11 protein-coding genes and 1 tRNA gene are annotated in these 17,377 nt (G+C 73.3%); 4 read left to right on the forward strand and 8 right to left on the reverse strand.

The annotated features are described in order from the left end of the window. Nucleotides 1-10 precede the first annotated feature (10 nt). Genes OG295_RS04115 through OG295_RS04125 form a run of 3 tightly spaced genes read right to left on the reverse strand, consistent with a single transcriptional unit; the run spans nt 11 to nt 3,822 of the window. Nucleotides 11-1,342 carry an MFS transporter gene (locus OG295_RS04115; protein WP_371675588.1) on the reverse strand — a complete coding sequence of 444 codons (1,332 nt, stop codon included), beginning with the start codon at nt 1,340-1,342 and terminating at the stop codon, nt 11-13. Then, nucleotides 1,339-1,752 carry a PaaI family thioesterase gene (locus OG295_RS04120; RefSeq protein ID WP_371675589.1) on the reverse strand — a complete coding sequence of 138 codons (414 nt, stop codon included), beginning with the start codon at nt 1,750-1,752 and terminating at the stop codon, nt 1,339-1,341. Before OG295_RS04120 ends, OG295_RS04115 begins: the two co-directional genes overlap by 4 nt. A gap of 54 nt (nt 1,753-1,806) precedes the next feature. After that, nucleotides 1,807-3,822: an FAD-dependent oxidoreductase gene (locus OG295_RS04125; protein ID WP_371675590.1), complete on the reverse strand. Its 2,016-nt coding sequence runs from the start codon at nt 3,820-3,822 to the stop codon at nt 1,807-1,809. Nucleotides 3,823-4,014: 192 nt separating this feature from the next. Here OG295_RS04125 and OG295_RS04130 point away from each other — a divergent pair, with 192 nt between their 5' ends. Beyond that, on the forward strand, nt 4,015-5,490 hold the full coding sequence (locus tag OG295_RS04130) for an alpha/beta fold hydrolase (RefSeq protein WP_371675591.1): 1,476 nt from the start codon (nt 4,015-4,017) through the stop codon (nt 5,488-5,490). Here the strand turns inward: OG295_RS04130 and OG295_RS04135 are convergent. The 5 genes from OG295_RS04135 to OG295_RS04155 all read right to left on the reverse strand — a co-directional run bounded on the left by OG295_RS04135 (nt 5,453) and on the right by OG295_RS04155 (nt 12,668). After that, nucleotides 5,453-6,349 carry a GNAT family N-acetyltransferase gene (locus OG295_RS04135; RefSeq protein ID WP_371675592.1) on the reverse strand — a complete coding sequence of 299 codons (897 nt, stop codon included), beginning with the start codon at nt 6,347-6,349 and terminating at the stop codon, nt 5,453-5,455. The two genes, OG295_RS04130 and OG295_RS04135, sit on opposite strands and share 38 nt — an antisense overlap. A gap of 9 nt (nt 6,350-6,358) precedes the next feature. Next, nucleotides 6,359-9,388, reverse strand: coding sequence for an alpha-mannosidase (locus OG295_RS04140; RefSeq protein ID WP_371675593.1), 3,030 nt, complete (start codon nt 9,386-9,388; stop codon nt 6,359-6,361). Between the two features lie 108 nt (nt 9,389-9,496). Continuing rightward, nucleotides 9,497-10,348, reverse strand: a complete 852-nt coding sequence (locus tag OG295_RS04145) for a carbohydrate ABC transporter permease (RefSeq protein WP_371675594.1) — start codon at nt 10,346-10,348, stop codon at nt 9,497-9,499. Next, nucleotides 10,345-11,340 (reverse strand): carbohydrate ABC transporter permease, encoded by a 996-nt coding sequence (locus OG295_RS04150; protein WP_371675595.1) that lies wholly within the window; start codon nt 11,338-11,340, stop codon nt 10,345-10,347. Before OG295_RS04150 ends, OG295_RS04145 begins: the two co-directional genes overlap by 4 nt. Further along, complete coding sequence (locus OG295_RS04155) at nt 11,337-12,668, reverse strand: sugar ABC transporter substrate-binding protein (protein ID WP_371675596.1); 1,332 nt, start codon at nt 12,666-12,668, stop codon at nt 11,337-11,339. Before OG295_RS04155 ends, OG295_RS04150 begins: the two co-directional genes overlap by 4 nt. Before the next feature lie 411 nt (nt 12,669-13,079). Between OG295_RS04155 and OG295_RS04160 the strand changes: the two genes are divergently transcribed. From OG295_RS04160 to mdlC, 3 genes are all read left to right on the forward strand, one after another. After that, nucleotides 13,080-13,154, forward strand: a tRNA-Gly gene (locus tag OG295_RS04160). After that, nucleotides 13,154-15,490 (forward strand): hypothetical protein, encoded by a 2,337-nt coding sequence (locus OG295_RS04165; protein ID WP_371675597.1) that lies wholly within the window; start codon nt 13,154-13,156, stop codon nt 15,488-15,490. The genes OG295_RS04160 and OG295_RS04165 overlap by 1 nt, the downstream gene beginning before the upstream one ends. A gap of 241 nt (nt 15,491-15,731) precedes the next feature. Beyond that, complete coding sequence (mdlC, locus tag OG295_RS04170; RefSeq protein WP_371675598.1) at nt 15,732-17,342, forward strand: benzoylformate decarboxylase; 1,611 nt, start codon at nt 15,732-15,734, stop codon at nt 17,340-17,342. Nucleotides 17,343-17,377: the final 35 nt, after the last annotated feature.

Consider the following 17,377-nt stretch of genomic DNA (forward strand, 5'->3'; position numbering starts at 1 on the left):
CGGGCTCCCGCTAAGGGCTCGCGATCCCGGACCCGCGTCCCGGGCGCGCGCCCGTGGCCTCCGGAGGCGTGCCCCCGGGGCCGGGACGGCTGCCGCGCAGCGGGGTCAGCAGCCCGGCGCCGAGGATCAGCAGGCACAGGGCACCGGCGGCCAGGCTCACCGCCGGTACCCCGTGCCGGCGGGCGAGCAGGGTCAGCACGGCCGCCCCGACCGGCCCGGCGGCGTTGTGCACCGTCCAGAACGCGGAGGTGACCCGACCCAGCAGCGGTTCGGGGGTGATCTCCTGGCGCAGGGTCATGGAGCAGACCCCGCCGAGGGTGAGCCCGAACATGAACACCACGGCCGCCCCCGCGACCACCGGCACGCTCCCGCTGACCCCGGTGACCACGACGGCCAGAGCGATCAGCGCGACGGAGCCCAGCCAGCAGGTGCCGAAGCCCAGGGCGCGGCGCAGCCGCCCGGCCGCGAAGGCGGCGGCGACGGCGCCGAGGCCGCTGACGGCGATCACGTAGCCGAGGGTGGCGGCGGAGCGGCCGAGGTCGTGCCGGACGCGGAAGATCAGCAGGTCGGTGGCGCCCATGGTGACGAAGGTGAGGAGGGTCAGCAGGACGGTCAGGGAGCGCAGCACGGGCTGCGCCCACAGGAAGCGGAACCCGGCGAGGAACCTCTCCCGGAAGCCGCCGCCCGCGGCCGGGCGGTGTTCCCCGTCGCCGTGGCGGCCGAAGCGCACCCACCGCAGGGTGACGGCCGAGACGGCGAAGGTGGCCCCGTCCACGGCGAGCGCCCAGCCGGCGCCGGCGCCGGTGGTGATCAGCCCGGCGGCCACCGGCCCGAGGAGGGTCCCGAAGGCGAAGGTGCTCATCAGGCGGCCGTTGGCGGCGGTCAGGTCGCGCGGCGGGACCAGGCCCGGGACGGCGGTCACGTACGCCACGTCGAACAGGGTCTTGAGGACGGCCACCGGCACGGTCAGGACGTAGAGCACCCAGATCCGCGGGGTGACCGCCCAGAGGAGGGGCAGCGCGCAGAGCAGGACGGCCCGCAGCAGGTCGCACCCGATCATCAGCCGCCGCCGGTCGGTCCGGTCGACCACGGAGCCCGCGAAGGTGCCGGTGAGGATCCCGGTGGCCCCGGAGACGGCGGTGAGCAGCCCGAGCTGGCCCACGTCTCCGGTGGCGTCGAAGACCAGCAGGGGCAGCGCCAGCAGGGAGACGGAGCCGCCGAGCACGGACAGGGCCTGGCCGAGCCAGAAGACGGTGAAGTCCCTGTTCCGGCTCAGCTTGACCGGCCCCTGATCCCGTTCCCGATCCCGATCCCGATCCGGTCGGCCGGTGCCCCCGCTCACCCGAGCAGGGCGTAGACGGTGGAGGCCTTGGCGGCGGGTTCCCGGCCGCCGTCGGGGGTCATGGTGATGTCGGCGAAGGCCATCCGCTTGCCGAGTTTCGTGATCCGTACGTCGATCAGCACGTCGGAGCCGGTCACGGGCCGCTGGAAGCTCGTCGACTGCTGGACGGTGGTCATCGGGCCGTACGCGCCGCGCGCGGCGCTGATCGCGATGACGGTGGCGGTATCGGCGGCGGCCATCAGGGCCTGGCCGCTGAGTCCGCCGCCGTCCCGGGCCAGGGTCTCGGACCAGGGCAGCCGCAGGACGGCGTGCCGTTCGCCCGTCTCCTCGACGGTGAGTCCGAGGGCGAGCACCCAGGGGGCGAAGTTGTCGTGGAGGATCTTGTCCGCGTCTGCCGGTGTCAGCGTCACCCGGAGATTGTGGCGGCCCCGCCCGGACCGCCACAACTCCTTTGTCCCGGGGGCTCAGAGGCGCGCGGCGAGCTCCGTGCCCTGGCGGATGGCCCGCTTGGCGTCGAGCTCGGCGGCCACGTCGGCGCCGCCGATCAGGTGGGCCTCGATCCCGGCGGCGCGCAGTGCCTCGTGGAGCTCGCGGCGCGGCTCCTGTCCGGTGCACAGCACGACGGTGTCGGCGGGGACCAGGTGCGGCTCGCCGTCGACGGTGATGTGCAGGCCCTCGTCGTCGATCCGCTCGTAGGTCGTGCCGGCGACGGAGACCACCCCGCGGTGCTTGAGCTCCGCGCGGTGGATCCAGCCGGTGGTGGTGCCGAGGCCGGCGCCGACCTTGGTGGTCTTGCGCTGCAGGAGGGTCACCCGGCGCGGGGCCGCGGGCCGCTCGGGGGCGGTGAGCCCGCCGGGACCGGCGTACGCGGTGTCGACGCCCCAGTGCCGGAAGTAGACGGCGGGGTCCTGGGAGGCGCCTTCGCCGCTGTCGGTGAGGAACTCGGCGACGTCGAAGCCGATGCCCCCGGCGCCGACGACGGCGACGCGTTCGCCGACGGGGACGCCGTCGCGCAGGACGTCGAGGTAGCTGACGACCCCGTCCCGCTCGACGCCCTCGATGGCGGGGGTGCGCGGGGTGACGCCGGTGGCGATGACCACCTCGTCGTAGCCGGTCAGGCTCTCGACGTCGGCGCGGGTGTCGAGGCGGACCTCGACGCCGCTCGCCGTCAGCTGGTTGCCGAAGTAGCGGATGGTCTCCTCGAACTCCTCCTTGCCCGGGATCCGGCGGGCGACGTCGAGCTGACCGCCGATGTGGCCGGAGGCCTCGAAGAGGGTGACGGCGTGGCCGCGTCCGGCGGCGGAGACGGCGCAGGCGAGCCCGGCCGGACCGGCACCGACGACGGCGACGCGCTTCTTCGTCCGGGTCGGGGAGAGCACGAGTTCGGTCTCGTGGCAGGCGCGCGGGTTGACCAGGCAGCTGGTGATCTTGCCGCTGAAGGTGTGGTCGAGGCAGGCCTGGTTGCAGCCGATGCAGGTGTTGATGGTCTCGGGGCTGCCGGCCGCGGCCTTGGCGACGAAGTCGGCATCGGCGAGGAAGGGGCGGGCCAGCGAGACCAGGTCGGCGCGGCCGTCGGCGAGGATCTCCTCGGCGATCTCGGGGGTGTTGATGCGGTTGCTGGTGACGAGGGGTACGGAGACCGCGCCCATCAGCCGCTTGGTGACCCAGGTGTAGGCGCCGCGCGGGACGGAGGTGGCGATGGTGGGGATGCGGGCCTCGTGCCAGCCGATGCCGGTGTTGATGATCGTGGCACCGGCGGCCTCGATCTCCTTGGCGAGGTGGACGACCTCGTCGAGGGTGGAGCCGCCGGGGATCAGGTCGAGCATCGAGAGGCGGTAGATGAGGATGAAGTCCTCGCCGACGGCGGCGCGGGTGCGGCGGACGATCTCCAGCGGGAAGCGCACGCGGTTCTCGTAGGCACCGCCCCAGCGGTCGGTGCGCTTGTTGGTGGCGGCGGCGATGAACTCGTTGACCAGGTAGCCCTCGGAGCCCATGATCTCGACGCCGTCGTAGCCGGCGAGCTTGGCGAGGCGGGCGGCGCGGACGAAGTCCTCGACGGTGCGCTCGACCTCGATGTCGGTCAGCTCGTTCGGGACGAAGGGGCTGATGGGGGCCTGGATGGCGCTGGGGGCGACCAGGTCCTTGTGGTAGGCGTAGCGGCCGAAGTGGAGGATCTGCATCGCGATCTTCCCGCCCTCGGCGTGCACGGCGTCGGTGATCACCCGGTGCTCGGCGGCCTCCTCCTCGGTGGTGAGGCGGGATCCGCCCTCGAAGGGACGGCCCGCGTCGTTGGGGGCGATGCCGCCGGTGACGATCAGACCGGCGCCGCCGCGGGCGCGCTCGGCGTAGAAGGCCGCGAGGCGCTCGAAGCCGCCCGCGTGCTCTTCGAGGCCCGTGTGCATCGAGCCCATGATCACGCGGTTCGGCAGGGTGGTGAACCCGAGGTCGAGCGGGCTCAGCAGGTGCGGGTACGGGCTCATGGGTGGGCGTCTCCTCGCGCGGGGGTGATGGACCTGTTCTAGCGAGGAGGGACGGGTTTTGCAACTAGGTGCATAACCAGGGAGGGGCCCGCGCGAGCGCCGTCGCCGCCGGGAGCCCGCAACCCCGGGCCCGCGCCATCACCCCCTGTGGCGCAGTTCACGGACGGCGCCGGCACGGGTAGCGTCTGCCGGATGATCGATCGGCACACGGTGACGGTGAACGGGATACGCCTGTCGTACGAGGTCTCCGGCCCTCCGGACGGCGACCCGCTGCTCCTGCTGCCCGCGCTGGGCGAACGCGCCGGCGACTGGGCCCCCGTACGGGAGGTCCTCGACCGGGAGCGCCGGGTGTACGCCGTGGACCTGCGCGGGCACGGCCACAGCGACCGGCCCGGCGCGTACTCCCTGGAACTCATGCGGGACGACGTCATCGGCCTCCTCGACGCCCTCGGCCTGGACCGGGTGGACCTGGTCGGCCACTCCATGGGCGGGGTCGTGGCCCACCTCGTCGCGCAGACGCGGCCCTGGCGGGTGGTCCGGCTGGTCCTGGAGGACGCCCCCGCGCCGCTGCCCCGGGAGGCGCCCGCACCGGTCCGCCCCGAGGGGGAGCTGCCCTTCGACTGGGACATGGTGCTCGCGGTCCGGGCCGAGCTCGACCGGCCGGACCCCGCCTGGCTGGCGGGCCTGGGGCGGATCACGGCCCCGACCCTCGTGGTGGCGGGCGGCCCGACGAGCCACGTACCGGCGGAGGGCGCCGCCGAACTGGTCCGCCGCATCCCCGACGCCCGCCTGCGCACCATCCCGGTGGGACACCTGATCCACGCCGCGGCACCCCGTGAATTCACCGCGGTGGTCGCGGAGTTCCTCAGGGAGCTCCCGGACGCCGAAACGGCCCGGCGGTGGCTGGCCGAGGACGGCATCACCCAGACCGGCGAGGACACCTGGTACGACGCCGAGCCCCCGGCCGCCACGCTGACCCGCGACGACGTCGCCGAGGGCCTCGGCTGCATGGCGTTCACCGACGAGGAACTCGACGCGGCCGGCCGGCTGCGCGTGGCCATGGGGCTGATGGAGGTGCTCGGCGACCACGTCCTGGTGATCGGGCAGATCCACCAGGCCCACACCGGCGCCGACGGCCCGCTTCCCGCGGAGGCGCTGTGGGGCGGCTACCGGCGCCGGCTGGAGGCCGTCCCGGAGTGCGAGGCCCTCCTCTGTTCCCTCTGGTACACCTGGTTCGAGGACCACGGGACCTCGGCGGAAGCCTTCGCCGAGGTCCTCGGCGAAGACCGCGAGCGGCTGGTGCCCGGGGCGCCGGAGCCGCTGCTGCGCCGGGCCCGCCGGGTCCTGGAGAACTCCGGCCCGGTCCCGTGGGACGCCAAGGCCCCCACCCTCCGGGCCGCCGCGGACGTCCCCGGGCTGCGCCGCGCGGTCTTCCGCGCCCTCCTGCTCGGCTATCACGACGTCTACGGGGACCTCGACCCGGCCGGGGCGCTCGTCCTGCTCGACCGGCTGGAACTCCCGGCCGGCACCCCGCACGCGGCACCGCTGCGCACCGTACTGGCCGCCGGACACCGCAACCGCCGCCACGATCCGGAGGTCTGGAGGGCCGCCGCGGGCACCGGCGGAGGTGCTACAGGTCGATCGAGCGGAACTCCTCCAGCACCGTGAAGCCGGCGCTGTCGTACAGCCGCATCGCGACCTCGTTGCCGCCGAAGACGTTGAGCATCATCGCCTCGTCGCCGCCCTGCCGGGTGGCCCACTCACCGACGGCCATCGCGGCCCGGCCGTAACCCCGGCCGCGGTGCTCCTCGTAGACCTCCAGTGAGAAGCCGAAGGTCACGCCCGGCAGGAAACCGTGGTTCACCCAGCCGGTGCCGATCACCTGTCCCTCGGCCTCCATCGCGTAGAAGGTCTGATCCGGGGTCCGGTAACCCTGGGGGAGGTAGCGGGCGAAGTCCTCGTCGGACTTCGCCTTCGCCTGGTCCGGGGTCAGCGCGCCGGACCGGACGATGTCCGCGACGTACGCGGCCTGCTCCCCGGCCAACCAGCCCGGGTACTCCTCCTCGGTGAGCAGGCGGACCGTCAGGCCCGTCGGCAGCTCGGGCCGTTCGGCTGCGGCGCGCATCATGTTCCGCCCCCGGAGGGGGTAGTCGGCGAACGCTCCCGGACCGCCCGTGAGGCGCACCTCCACCCGCTCCGCGCCCCGCTCGGCGCACCACCGCTCGGCCCACGGCCGCCCCTGCGCCGCCGTCAGGTCGTGGATCCGGCCGACCGTCGCCCCGGATCCCCCGGCTCCCCCGTCGTCCCCGGTGCCGCCGGTGCCGCCGGTGCCGCCGCTCAGCTCGACCGCGATCCAGCCGGTGCCGTCCGTGGCCACGGTCCAGTCGTCGATCCCCCGTACCACCCGCTCCAGCAGGGCCCGGGCCAGTGGATCCGAGCATCCGGCGGCCCGGTACCCGGCCAGGACGCGGGCCTCGAAGTCGGCGCGCCACGCGTCCCGGTCGGGGGCTGTGTCGATCTCGTTCATCCGGACAGCCTACTCACGGCGGCGGCACAGCCGGACGGTGACGATCTGGAACGGGCGCAGGGTGAGGACGGTGGCGCCGTCCGGGGCCGGCGCGCCCACCGCCGCGCCGTCCAGGGGGCGTTCGAGGAGGTCGCTCTCGACCGCCGCCGTGATCGGGAAGGCCGGGGTGAGGGTGGCGGTGGCGCGGCCGCCGCGGGATTCGTAGAGGCGGACGATCACGTCGCCGCTGCGGTCCTCTGCCAGTTTGACCGCCTCGACGACGACCGCGTCCTCGTCGACCGCGATCAGCGGGGTGACCGGGCCCGCGCCGGGGACCACCCGTTCCGGCAGGTTCAGCGCGTGGCCCTCGCGCACCGCGTCCTCGATCCGCGCGCCCGGCGCCAGCGAGAAGCGCAGGGTGTGGACGCCCTGATCGGTCTCCGGGTCCGGATAGCGCGGGGCCCGCAGGAGGGAGAGGCGGACCGTGGTGGTTTGTCCGCCGTCCGGCCGCACGTCGCGCGTCACGTCGTGGCCGTACGTGGAGTCGTTGAGGACGGCGGCGCCCCACCCCGGCTCCGCCACGTGGATCCACCGGTGCGCGCAGATCTCGAACTTGGCCGCCTCCCACGAGGTGTTGGTGTGGGTCGCCCGGTACACGTGCCCGAACTGGGTCTCGGAGGCGGACCGTTCGGCCTTCACGTCCAGCGGGAAGGCGGCCTTGAGGAACTTCTCGCTCTCACGCCAGTCCACCTCCGTCACCATGTCCACCGTCTTGGCCCCGGCCCGCAGGGTGATCGACTGGACCGCCGTGGAGCGGCCGAAGGACCGGCGGACACGGACCGTCACCGCGTCCGGTCCGGCCTCCACCAGGGGCGGGGCGTCCACCTCCACGAGGTCGGTGACGCGGTTGCGGTAGAAGGCGTCGATGTCCCACGCGTCCCACATGTTCGGGAAGTCGGGGTGGATCTGCAGCAGGTTCGCGGCCCCTCCGGGGGCCACCGCCTCGCGGCGCGCCCGAAGGTCGTACGCGGACACGATCAGCCCGCGGCCGTCGATCTCCACCCGCAGCCGCCCGTTGGCCAGGACGTGCCCGCCGTCGGGCCGCTCCTCCACGGTGACCGGCCGCCCCTCCTCCCGCGGCACGCCCGCGCCGCCCGCCGGGATGCCGCGCCGGGTGTGCGGGGCGCAGTTGAAGACCAGCTCGGCGGTGCCCTCCCCGGCCAGGGCCAGCTGCGCGGCCAGGACGATCCCGCGCAGTTCCTCCCGTACCTCCGCGTACGTCGCGCGCGCCTCGCGGTGGACCCAGGCGATGGAGGAGCCGGGCAGGATGTCGTGGAACTGGTGGAGCAGGACGGTCTTCCAGAGGCGCTCCAGGTCCTCGTACGGGTAACCGGAACCGGGCACGCGCACGGCTGCCGTGGCCGCCCACAACTCGGCCTCGCGCAGCAGGGATTCGCTGTGCCGGTTGCCCTGTTTGGTCTTGGCCTGGGAGGTGTACGTGCCGCGGTGCAGCTCCAGGTACAGCTCCCCGGCCCAGACGGGCGCGTCCCCGTACTCGGCGTGGGCCTTCTCGAAGAAGGCGTCGGGGCGTTCGATCTCCACGCGCGGGGAACCTTCGAGGTCGCGCTGGCGGCGGGCCCGGGCCAGGTGCTCACGGGTGGGGCCGCCACCGCCGTCGCCCCAGCCGAAGGGGGCGAGCGAACGCGAACCCCGCCCCTTTTCGCGGTAGTTGCGGGCGGCGTGCGCGAGCTGGGCGCCGCCGAGGTCGCTGTTGTAGGTGTCGACGGGCGGGAAGTGGGTGAAGACGCGGGTGCCGTCGATGCCCTCCCACCAGAAGGTGTGGTGGGGGAAGGCGTTGACCTGCGACCAGGAGATCTTCTGGGTCAGGAACCAGCGGGAGCCGGAGAGTTTGACGATCTGCGGCAGGGCGGCGGTGTACCCGAAGGAGTCGGGCAGCCAGACGTTGCGCGTCTCGATGCCGAACTCGTCGAGGAAGAACTTCTTGCCGTAGAGGAACTGGCGGGCCATGGCCTCGCCGCCGACCATGTTGGTGTCGGACTCCACCCACATGCCGCCCACCGGCACGAACTGCCCGTCCGCGATCTTCTTCTTGACCCGTTCGAAGAGCTCGGGCCGGTGGGTCTTGATCCAGTCGAGCTGCTGGGCCTGCGACATGGCGAAGACGAACTCGGGGTGCTCGTCCATCAGGGCGACCATGTTGGACGCCGTCCGGGACACCTTGCGCACCGTCTCGCGCAACGGCCACAGCCAGGCCGAATCGATGTGGGCGTGACCGACCGCGCTGATCCGGTGCGCGGAGGCGTTCGCGGGGGCGGCGAGCACCGCGGTGAGGCGGGAGCGGGCGGCGGCGGCCGTGCCGGGGACATCGGCGAGGTCCACCTCGTCCAGCGCGGAGTCGACGGCCCTCAGGATCGCGTGGCGGCGGGCGTCGGACCCGTCGAGCTGGGTCATCAGGTCGTACAGGACTTCGAGGTCCTGGACGAGTTCCCACACCTCGGTCTCGAAGACGGCGAGGTCCATCCGGGCGATCCGGTACAGGGGCTGATCCGCGCTGGTGAGCCGGTCGCCCTCGTACGTGGGGGCGTGGTCGACCAGGACCGGGTTGGAGGCGGCCTCGACGTACCACTCGACGCGTTCGCCGCCGGCCGCCGCGTCGGCCACCCGCACCCAGTCGTTGTACGGGTTGAGGGCCTTGACCTCGCTCCCGTCGGGGCGGTGGACCAGTCCCTCGCACTGGAAGCCCGGCATCATCCGGTCGAAGCCGAGGTCGAGGACGGCCTCGACCGTACGGCCCGCCCAGTCGGCCGGTACGGAGCCGGTGACCCTGAACCAGGTGGTGCCCCAGGCGGGGCCCCACGCGTCGCCGGCGGCGCAGGGCCGGTAGGGGGCGGCCAGGGCCTCGTCGACGGGGACGGGCTCGCCCGGGGCCTCCCAGCGCTCGACGGTGAGCGGGACCGGGCGGGTGCGGACGGCGGGCTTGATGCGTTCGTGCAGGACCCGGCGGAGGCGGTGTTCGGTGATGTTGCGGTCGTCGTGCATGACGGCGGCTCCCGTGGACGGAGGGTCGGACGGCGCGGGACGGCGAACGGGCGGACCGGGTGACTCGGACCACCCGGTGGCCCGGGTGGTCCAGGGAACCCGGACGGGTCAGGTCTTGACCGCTCCCTCGCCCACCCCCTTGAAGAAGAAACGCTGGAGGGCGAAGAAGAGCAGCATCATCGGCACGAACGCGGCCATGGCTCCGGCCGCGATGATCCGCTGGTCGCTGGTGGTCGTGGCGCCGGCGAGGGTCTTCAGGCCGAGCTGGAGGGTGTAGTGCTCGCTGTCGGTGAGGACCAGCAGCGGCCAGAGGAAGTCGTCCCAGGCGCCCATGAAGCTGGTGATGCAGACGACGGCGAGGGCCCCCTTGGCGGCCGGGAGGAAGACCCGGGTGAAGCGGGTCCACTCGTTGGCCCCGTCCAGGACCGCGGCTTCCTCGATCTCCCTGGGGACGGCCAGGAAGGCCGCACGCATGACCATGATGTTGAGGACCGAGACCGCTCCCGGCAGCCAGACCCCGATCAGGGTGTCGACCAGGCCCATCTCCCGGACCGTGAGGAACATCGAGATCATGACGGACTCGAAGGGGAACATCAGGGTGGCCACCAGGAGGGTGAAGACCGTCCTGCGGCCCTTCCACCCGGCCCGCGAGAGGGCGTAGCCGCCCATCGCCGCGAAGAGCATGTTCGAGGTGATCGCGAGGAGCGCCACGGTGAGGGTGTTGCCCACGTACTGCAGGAGCGGGAAGGACTCGGCGACGCGGAGGTAGTTTTCGAGGGTGGGCCGGGAGGGCAGCACGCCGTCGTAGACGTTCTCGGTGCGGCCCCTGAGCGAGGTCAGGAACTGCCAGACGATCGGCCCGAGGACGACCGCGAGCATCAGCAGCAGCGTCGCGTACCGGGCGGCGAGCCCGAGCAGCCGGCGCCGGCGGACCTCCCGGGAGGGGGCGTGCGCGCTCACTCCTCGTCCCCCTTCGACAGGCGGCGTCCCAGCAGGCTGAAGACCAGTGTCAGCAGGAACAGCAGGATCGAGAGGGCGCTGGCGTAGCCGGTCTCCCCGGAGAAGCCGAGGCCGACCTGCCGGATGAGGAAGGGCAGGGTGCGGGACCCGCCGCCGGGGCCGCCGCTCTCCCCGCCCAGGATGTAGATCTCGGTGAAGACGCGCAGGGCCGAGATGGCGGAGAGGGTGCCGACCAGCAGCATCATCGGTTTCACCTGCGGGACGGTGATGCTGAAGAAGCGGCGTACGGGGCCGGCGCCGTCGAGGGCGGCCGCCTCGTAGAGCGCGGCGGGCACGTTCCCGAGGGCCGCCAGGTAGAACACCATGTAGTAGCCGAGGCCCTTCCACACGGTCACGATCATCGCGGAGACCAGCAGCATGGTGCTGTCGGTGAGGAAGGGGATCGGCCCGGAGATCACGCCGATCCGCTCGAAGACCGTGTTGACGAGCCCGTCGCTGCGCAGCACCCACTGCCAGATCAGGCCGACGACGACGGCCGAGGCGATCACCGGGGTGTAGAAGGCGGAACGGAAGAAGCCGATGCCGGGAACCTCGGTGCGGACGAGGACCGCGAGGGCCAGCGGCAGCAGGACCAGACAGGGAACGACGACGACCAGGTAGAGCACGCTGTTGCCGGTGGCCACCCAGAAGTCGGGGTCGGCGAAGGCGCGGGTGTAGTTGTCGAAGCCGACGAAGGAGCCGCCGCGCAGGATCTGGGCGTCGGTGAAGGAGAGGACGACGGTGTTGACGAAGGGCCAGAGGCTGAACAGGACCACCATCAGCAGGCCGGGGGCGAGGAACAGGTAGGGGGTCCACCACCTGCGGTGGGGCAGTCCCGTGTCGGCCCCCGTCGCCCGGTCCGCCGCGCGCGGGCGCCCGCGCCCGCGCCCGCGCCCGCCGTCCCGGGCCGCTGCCGGGGTCGCGGGCGGGGCCGGGGTCGCGGCCGCGGTCACTTCCGCACCGTCGCGGCCAGCAGCCGGTTGGCTTCCTCCTGGGCCCTGCGCACCGCCGTCCGGGCGTCCTCCTCCCCCTTGACGGCCTTCTGCATCTCGCGCGCCACCGCGTCGCCGACCTGACTGGTCCACTCGACGGGCGTGTTGGCGTCCAGGTCGGCGGTGGCGAGCTGTCGGGCACCGATCGCACGGGCGAGGGTCTCGGCGTCCTTGCCGTCGCCCGCGTCGGAGAAGTACGGGTCGGCCAGGCCCTTGGCGTTGGAGGGGTAGATGGTGGCCTTCTTGGAGAACTCCACCTGGTTGGGGCCGTTGGTCACCCATTTGGCGAACTCGGCGGCGGCGTCCGGGTGCCGGGTGTCCTTCCTGATGCCGAGGGACTGGGCGTAGATGCCGATGTGGCCGAGGGTGCCGGTGACCGCGCCGGCGACGCGGGTCTGTGCGTAGATCCGGGGGGCGTTGAGCCTGATGTCCTTGACGAAGCCCGGGGAGCCGGGGCCGAAGACCAGCTTGCCGCCGCCGTAGAGCTGGTTGATGTCGTCGGCCTTGAGGAGGGACTCCTTGGGCATGGCGCCCTTGGCGTAGAGGTCCTTCATCCGCTCGGCCCACGCGACGGCCTGGTCGGTGTCGAAGGTGAAGCGGTCCCGTGAGGCGTTCAGGAGCGGGACGCCCATCTTCTGCCAGTCGCCGGGGAGCCGGCCCTTGGGGTCGGCCATGAAGGCGGAGTACCGGCCGCCGGAGCGGGCGGCGATCTGCTCGGCGTAGTCGAAGAACTGCTCGACGGTGGTGGGGGGTTTGTCCGCGTCGAGGCCGGCCTCGCGGAAGAGGTCCTGGTTGTAGGTGAGGATCTCGGGGGTCACGTACCAGGGGTAGGCGTACACGCCGTCGCCCTTGCCGGGGAGTCTGAACTGCTCCCAGGCGCCGGGGACGTAGTCCTTGGCGACGGCCGCGTCGAGCGTGGCGACGTCGGCGAGCATGCCGCGGTCGCCGAGCAGCTGGAAGGAGTCCGTGGAGAGGTTGACCACGTCGGGGAGGGCTCCGGCCTGGGCGTCGGCGACGAGCTTCTCGTTGTAGCCGTCGCCCGGGACGTCCTCCCACTTCACCTTGACGTCCGGGTACTTCCTCTCGAAGGAGTCGATGACCCCCTGGACGTATCCGGTGTACACCGGCTTGAGCTGGAGGGTGCGGAAGGTGATCTCCCCGGCCACCCTGCCGGTCTTCTCCGCCTCCTTCGTGTCCCCCGCGCCGCCGAGGCCGCAGGCGGAGAGGGAGAGGAGGGAACCGGCCACCAGCGTGGCGAGGGCCGTACGGGTCAGCTGTGAACGAGTCATCGTCGCCGCCTTCCGGGGGAGTTCCGGCCTCGCTGCCGGAACGCTCCGCCCACGCTGTCCGGAAACCGGGACCCCGTCAACGAGCCCGAAAGCCAGCTGGCCGACGGCACATACGTCCCGAAACGAGACAGGTGACCTCGACGGCGCCTTCAGGCCTTCGCCACACCCGTCATTGACCTGGACTGATGCGCTTTAGTTCAAGGCTTCCCCATGAAGGTATCGGTTCAATAACGAAGATGATTGCGCGTCAGTGTTTGACTTCTTATCGACGGTTGTTCCGGGCCGGTACTAATGCGCTTTATCCCCGCGCTCGCGAAACCGCTTTACCCACGGGTTCGGCCCGCCCGCCCCGCCGCCCGCACAAAACACGTTGTGCGGAGCCGTCCCACCGCCTACGTTCGTGGCGAACGACGGCGTGTAGCTCAGCAGCAGAGCACCGGGCTTCCTTCCCGGAGGGCGCAGGGGCAGAACCTGCCACGCCGGCCATGAACGCACACGCTGACCAGCAGCTCCCGCACCCGTCCCCGTCCGTCTCCGCGTCCCCGTCCTACGCGGCGGACCGGCTCGCCCGGGCCCTGCGGACCTCGCTCACCCACGAGGACGCGGCCACCCGCGAACGGGCCGGGGCCCGTGCCCGCCAGTGGCGGGACGTCCTGTCCGGCATGGCCGGGGGCACCCTGTCCATCGGATCGCGGACCCCCGTCGCCACGCTGCCCGCCTGGGTCACGCCGGACGTGGTCACCGGAGGCTTCGCGACCGGCTCGGCCGCGGCGGGCGGGCCGCTGCTGCCCCACGAGAAGGAGACCGCCCGGCGGGCCGGCGTACCCGCGACCCGGTCGGACCTCTTCGCCCACCACCTCACCGAGGACGGCCTGCGCGACCTGTGGTCCCTGCTCGACAGCGGCCGCTACGAGGTGCACGCGCCCGAGGAGGCGGCGCTGGCGACGGTGGCGTGGCTGGTGCGCGCCGGCCGGTTCGACTCCGCCGCCGAACTCGTCGCGGAGATCGGCCCGTTCGCCGACCGGCTGCGGTTCGCCCCGCGGCCCGCCGAGCGGCCCGCGCCCGGCGTGGACTGCCTGCACCGCCGCACCGCGGGCGAGGCCGCCGCCGCGCTGGCCCGCCGCAAGCCCCACCCGGGGGTGGAGGCGCAGCGCGAAGCCCTGTCCGTATGGCGGCCGTTCGAGGACGAACTGCTCGCGCACCGGCTGGCGGCGGCCGGGCCGGACGCGCCTCCGCCGGGCTGGCGCGCCGAGGGGGCCGCGCTGCTGGCCCGGTACGCCGGCCTCGCCGCCGCGCACACCCGCTGTACCAAGCACCTGGACCCGAAGTCGAACGCGGCGATCCTGCGCCGCGCCCTGGAGGAGGAACTCGCGGGCCGCGCCCTCGCGCCCCGCCTTGCCGGGCTGCTGCGGGTCGCCGTCTCCTCGATGGTCGCCAAGCGCGGCGTACCCGGCTCCCCCGCGCACACCCGGCTGCGTCGGGCCCGGGCCGAGCACGCGGCGCTGCCCTCGCACCACGCGCTGGCCGCGCTGGTGCTGCGGCGGATCGCCCCCCTCGACGGGGAGCGCGGGATCCCGGACCCGGAGGCCGCGGTGGCTCCGGTGAGCGGGCGCGAGGCCGGGGAGACCGGGCTGCCCGAGGGTGCGGTGGTGCCGCCGGCCGTCGCCGCCGTCGTCCGCGGCGCGCTCAGCGCCCCGTTGGAGGTGCTCGTGGAGCGCGGGGTGGTGCCGTCCGCCGAGGTGCTGGCCGCGCTGGTGCCGCAGCTCGTCGCCGCGGTCACCGCCGAGCGGTACGCGGACGCGCCGCTGCGGACCCTGATGGCGGCGACGTACCGCGCCTTCCGGCGCCGGCGCTCCCTGCTGCTGCTCAATCTGGAACACCAGGTGCGGATCGGGGAACTCCCCTGGGTCCGGGCCGTTTCCGGCGAACTCGCGGGCGACCTCGCCGACGGCCTCTCGGACGGACCGGCCGACCGGGAGCCGGCCGAGGAGGCGCTGCGGCGGCTCGGCGAGCTGGCCGTGTGCGCCTTCCCGGCCACCGTGCTGCCCAATCCCCTGGTGCGTGAGCTGGGCGAGCTCTCCCGGCGGGCGGAGCTGGGCGCGCCGTTCGTGGAGGAGCTCGCCGCCGACATCTTCATGGGGACCTTCAGCCCGAAGTTCCTCGTCGCCGCGCGGATCGCCGCCGACCTCCTGGAAGGGAGCCTGTACGCGCGCTACTACGGCATCGACTACGCGGCGGTGCGCCGGATGGCGGTCGCGCAGGCCGCCGACAGCGCGCTGCGCGGCCACCCGGCCCGCACCGCGCCGGAGTTCGCCGCGCTGTGCGCGCAGCGGGCGGGTACGGGATCCCCGGGCTGGTCCACGGCGGCGAACGGCACCGTGATCGAGCAGGCCCAGATCCTGACCACGCACAACCTCGCCACCCTGGCCGCGCGGGCCCGGATCGCGCCGCAGCCCGGCTGGGCACGGCCGGCGCGGGACTGCTTCGGGACGGTGTGCCGGCTGCTGGCCCGGGTGGAGGGCAACCCGCGCCCGATGCCCACGATCAAGGACGCGGCGTACGCGTGGCGGCAGATGCTGTTCCACCTCTCGCTGTGCGAAGCGGCGGAGCGGGAGGCGGTCCTGGCCTGGATCGAGGCGGAGGCCGCGCGCCGGTCCGGGCACGTACGGACGCTGCTGGCCCCGGCCCTCGCCGGGCTCCGCCTGGTGGCCGGGGGCGGATCCTTCGGTGCGGACGGCACCGCCGAGGCCGGCCGGGCCCGCCGGCTGCTGGGCTGGAGCACCGGCCGGCACTGGATGCGGGGCAGCAGGCTGCCGGGGTAGCCGGTTCCCCGGGCGACGCCCGGACGGTCAACCCCGCGCACACGGGACGTCCACCGTCCGGGTGGTCGACGCGTCCCCCGTCCCGGGAGACGGCCGGCCGGGGCGGGCCGTAACACGCGGAGCGGGTGGCCGGCAGGGGGTTCTGCACGGCCGACCCGAACGGATCATGGGTTTTGCCTTGATCAACGCAATGTGATGCATTGATCACCCACTGCTTCCGTCTGCTCCGCTAAGGAACCCCATGCGTACGGTCCGCGAGTCGGTCCTGGACGTCCTGCGCACACGCGGGATGACCACGGTGTTCGGGAACCCGGGCTCCACCGAACTGCCCATGCTCAAGCACTTCCCCGACGACTTCCGCTACGTACTGGGCCTGCAGGAGGCCGTCGTCGTGGGCATGGCCGACGGCTTCGCCCTCGCCTCCGGCACCACCGCCCTGGTCAACCTGCACACCGGCCCGGGTACGGGCAACGCCATGGGCGCGATCCTCAACGCCCGTGCGAACCGGACCCCGATGGTGGTCACCGCCGGCCAGCAGGTCCGCGCGATGCTCACCATGGAGGCCCTGCTGGCCAATCCGCAGTCCACCCTCCTGCCGCAGCCCGCCGTCAAGTGGGCGTACGAGCCGCCGCGCCCGGCCGACGTGGCGCCGGCCCTCGCCCGCGCGGCCCAGATCGCCGAAACCCCGCCGCAGGGACCGGTGTTCGTCTCGCTGCCGATGGACGACTTCGACGTGGTGATCGACGAGGCCGAGGACCGGGCCGCGCAGCGGACCGCCGCCCGTACCGTCACCCATGCGGCCGTGCCGTCCGCCGAGGCGGTAAGGGCGCTGGCCGCCCGCCTGGCGGGTGCCCGCAGCGCCGTCCTGGTCGTCGGCAACGACGTGGACGCGGGCGGGGCCTGGGACGCGGTCGTGGCCCTGGCCGACCGCACCGGGCTGCCCGTGTGGTCGGCGCCCACCGAGGGCCGGTGCGCGTTCCCCAAGTCCCATCCCCGCTACCGGGGGACGCTGCCGCCGGCCATCGCGCCGCTCGCGCGCTGCCTGGAGGGCCACGACCTGGTCCTCGTCATCGGCGCCCCGGTGTTCTGCTACTACCCGTACGTCCCCGGCGCCTACCTGCCCGAGGGCGCCGAGCTGGTGCAGCTCACCCGCGACGCGGAGGAGGCGGCCCGCGCCCCCGTCGGGGACGCCCTGGTCGCCGACCTGGCGCTGACCGTACGGGCGCTGCTGGCGGAGCTGCCGGAGCGGCGGGCCCAGGAGGCCGCGCCGCGCATCGAGCGGGCCGTCTCCTACGCGGAGACGGACGGGATGCTGACCCCGCTCGCCGCGATGTCGGCGATCGCCCAGGGCGCCCCCGAGAACACCCTCTGGATCAACGAATCGCCGTCCAACCTGGGCCAGTTCCACGACGCGACCCGGATCAGCACCCCCGGTTCCTTCCTCTTCACCGCGGGCGGTGGCCTGGGCTTCGGTCTCGCCGCGGCCGTCGGAGCGCAGCTCGGCGCCCCCGACCGGCCGGTGGTCTGCGTCATCGGTGACGGTTCGACCCACTACGCCGTCCAGGCGCTGTGGACCGCCGCCGCCTACCGGATCCCGGCGACCTTCGTCGTCCTGAGTAACCAGCGCTACGCCATCCTCCAGTGGTTCGCCCAGGTCGAGCGGGCCCAGGGCGCGCCCGGCCTGGAGATCCCGGGCCTGGACATCACCTCCATCGCCACGGGCTACGGCGTACCGGCCCACCGGGCGACCGGCGCGGGCGAACTCACCAAGCTCGTACGGGAGTCGGCCCTCCAGCAGGACGGCCCGGTGCTCATCGACGTGCCCGTAGCCACCGAACTCCCCTCGATGTAGCCCCAGGCCCCGAGGCACCCCCCGCACTCACCCCG

It is taken from the genome of Streptomyces sp. NBC_01276 (assembly GCF_041435355.1).
Lineage (GTDB): Bacteria > Actinomycetota > Actinomycetes > Streptomycetales > Streptomycetaceae > Streptomyces.

Excerpts from the sequence above, each read along its gene's own strand:
- OG295_RS04125 (WP_371675590.1), bottom strand. The coding sequence starts at position 3,822 with ATGAGCCCGTACCCGCACCTGCTGAGCCCGCTCGACCTCGGGTTCACC.
- OG295_RS04130 (WP_371675591.1), top strand. The coding sequence starts at position 4,015 with ATGATCGATCGGCACACGGTGACGGTGAACGGGATACGCCTGTCGTAC.
- OG295_RS04135 (WP_371675592.1), bottom strand. The coding sequence starts at position 6,349 with ATGAACGAGATCGACACAGCCCCCGACCGGGACGCGTGGCGCGCCGAC.
- OG295_RS04140 (WP_371675593.1), bottom strand. The coding sequence starts at position 9,388 with ATGCACGACGACCGCAACATCACCGAACACCGCCTCCGCCGGGTCCTG.
- OG295_RS04155 (WP_371675596.1), bottom strand. The coding sequence starts at position 12,668 with ATGACTCGTTCACAGCTGACCCGTACGGCCCTCGCCACGCTGGTGGCC.
- OG295_RS04165 (WP_371675597.1), top strand. The coding sequence starts at position 13,154 with ATGAACGCACACGCTGACCAGCAGCTCCCGCACCCGTCCCCGTCCGTC.
- mdlC (WP_371675598.1), top strand. The coding sequence starts at position 15,732 with ATGCGTACGGTCCGCGAGTCGGTCCTGGACGTCCTGCGCACACGCGGG.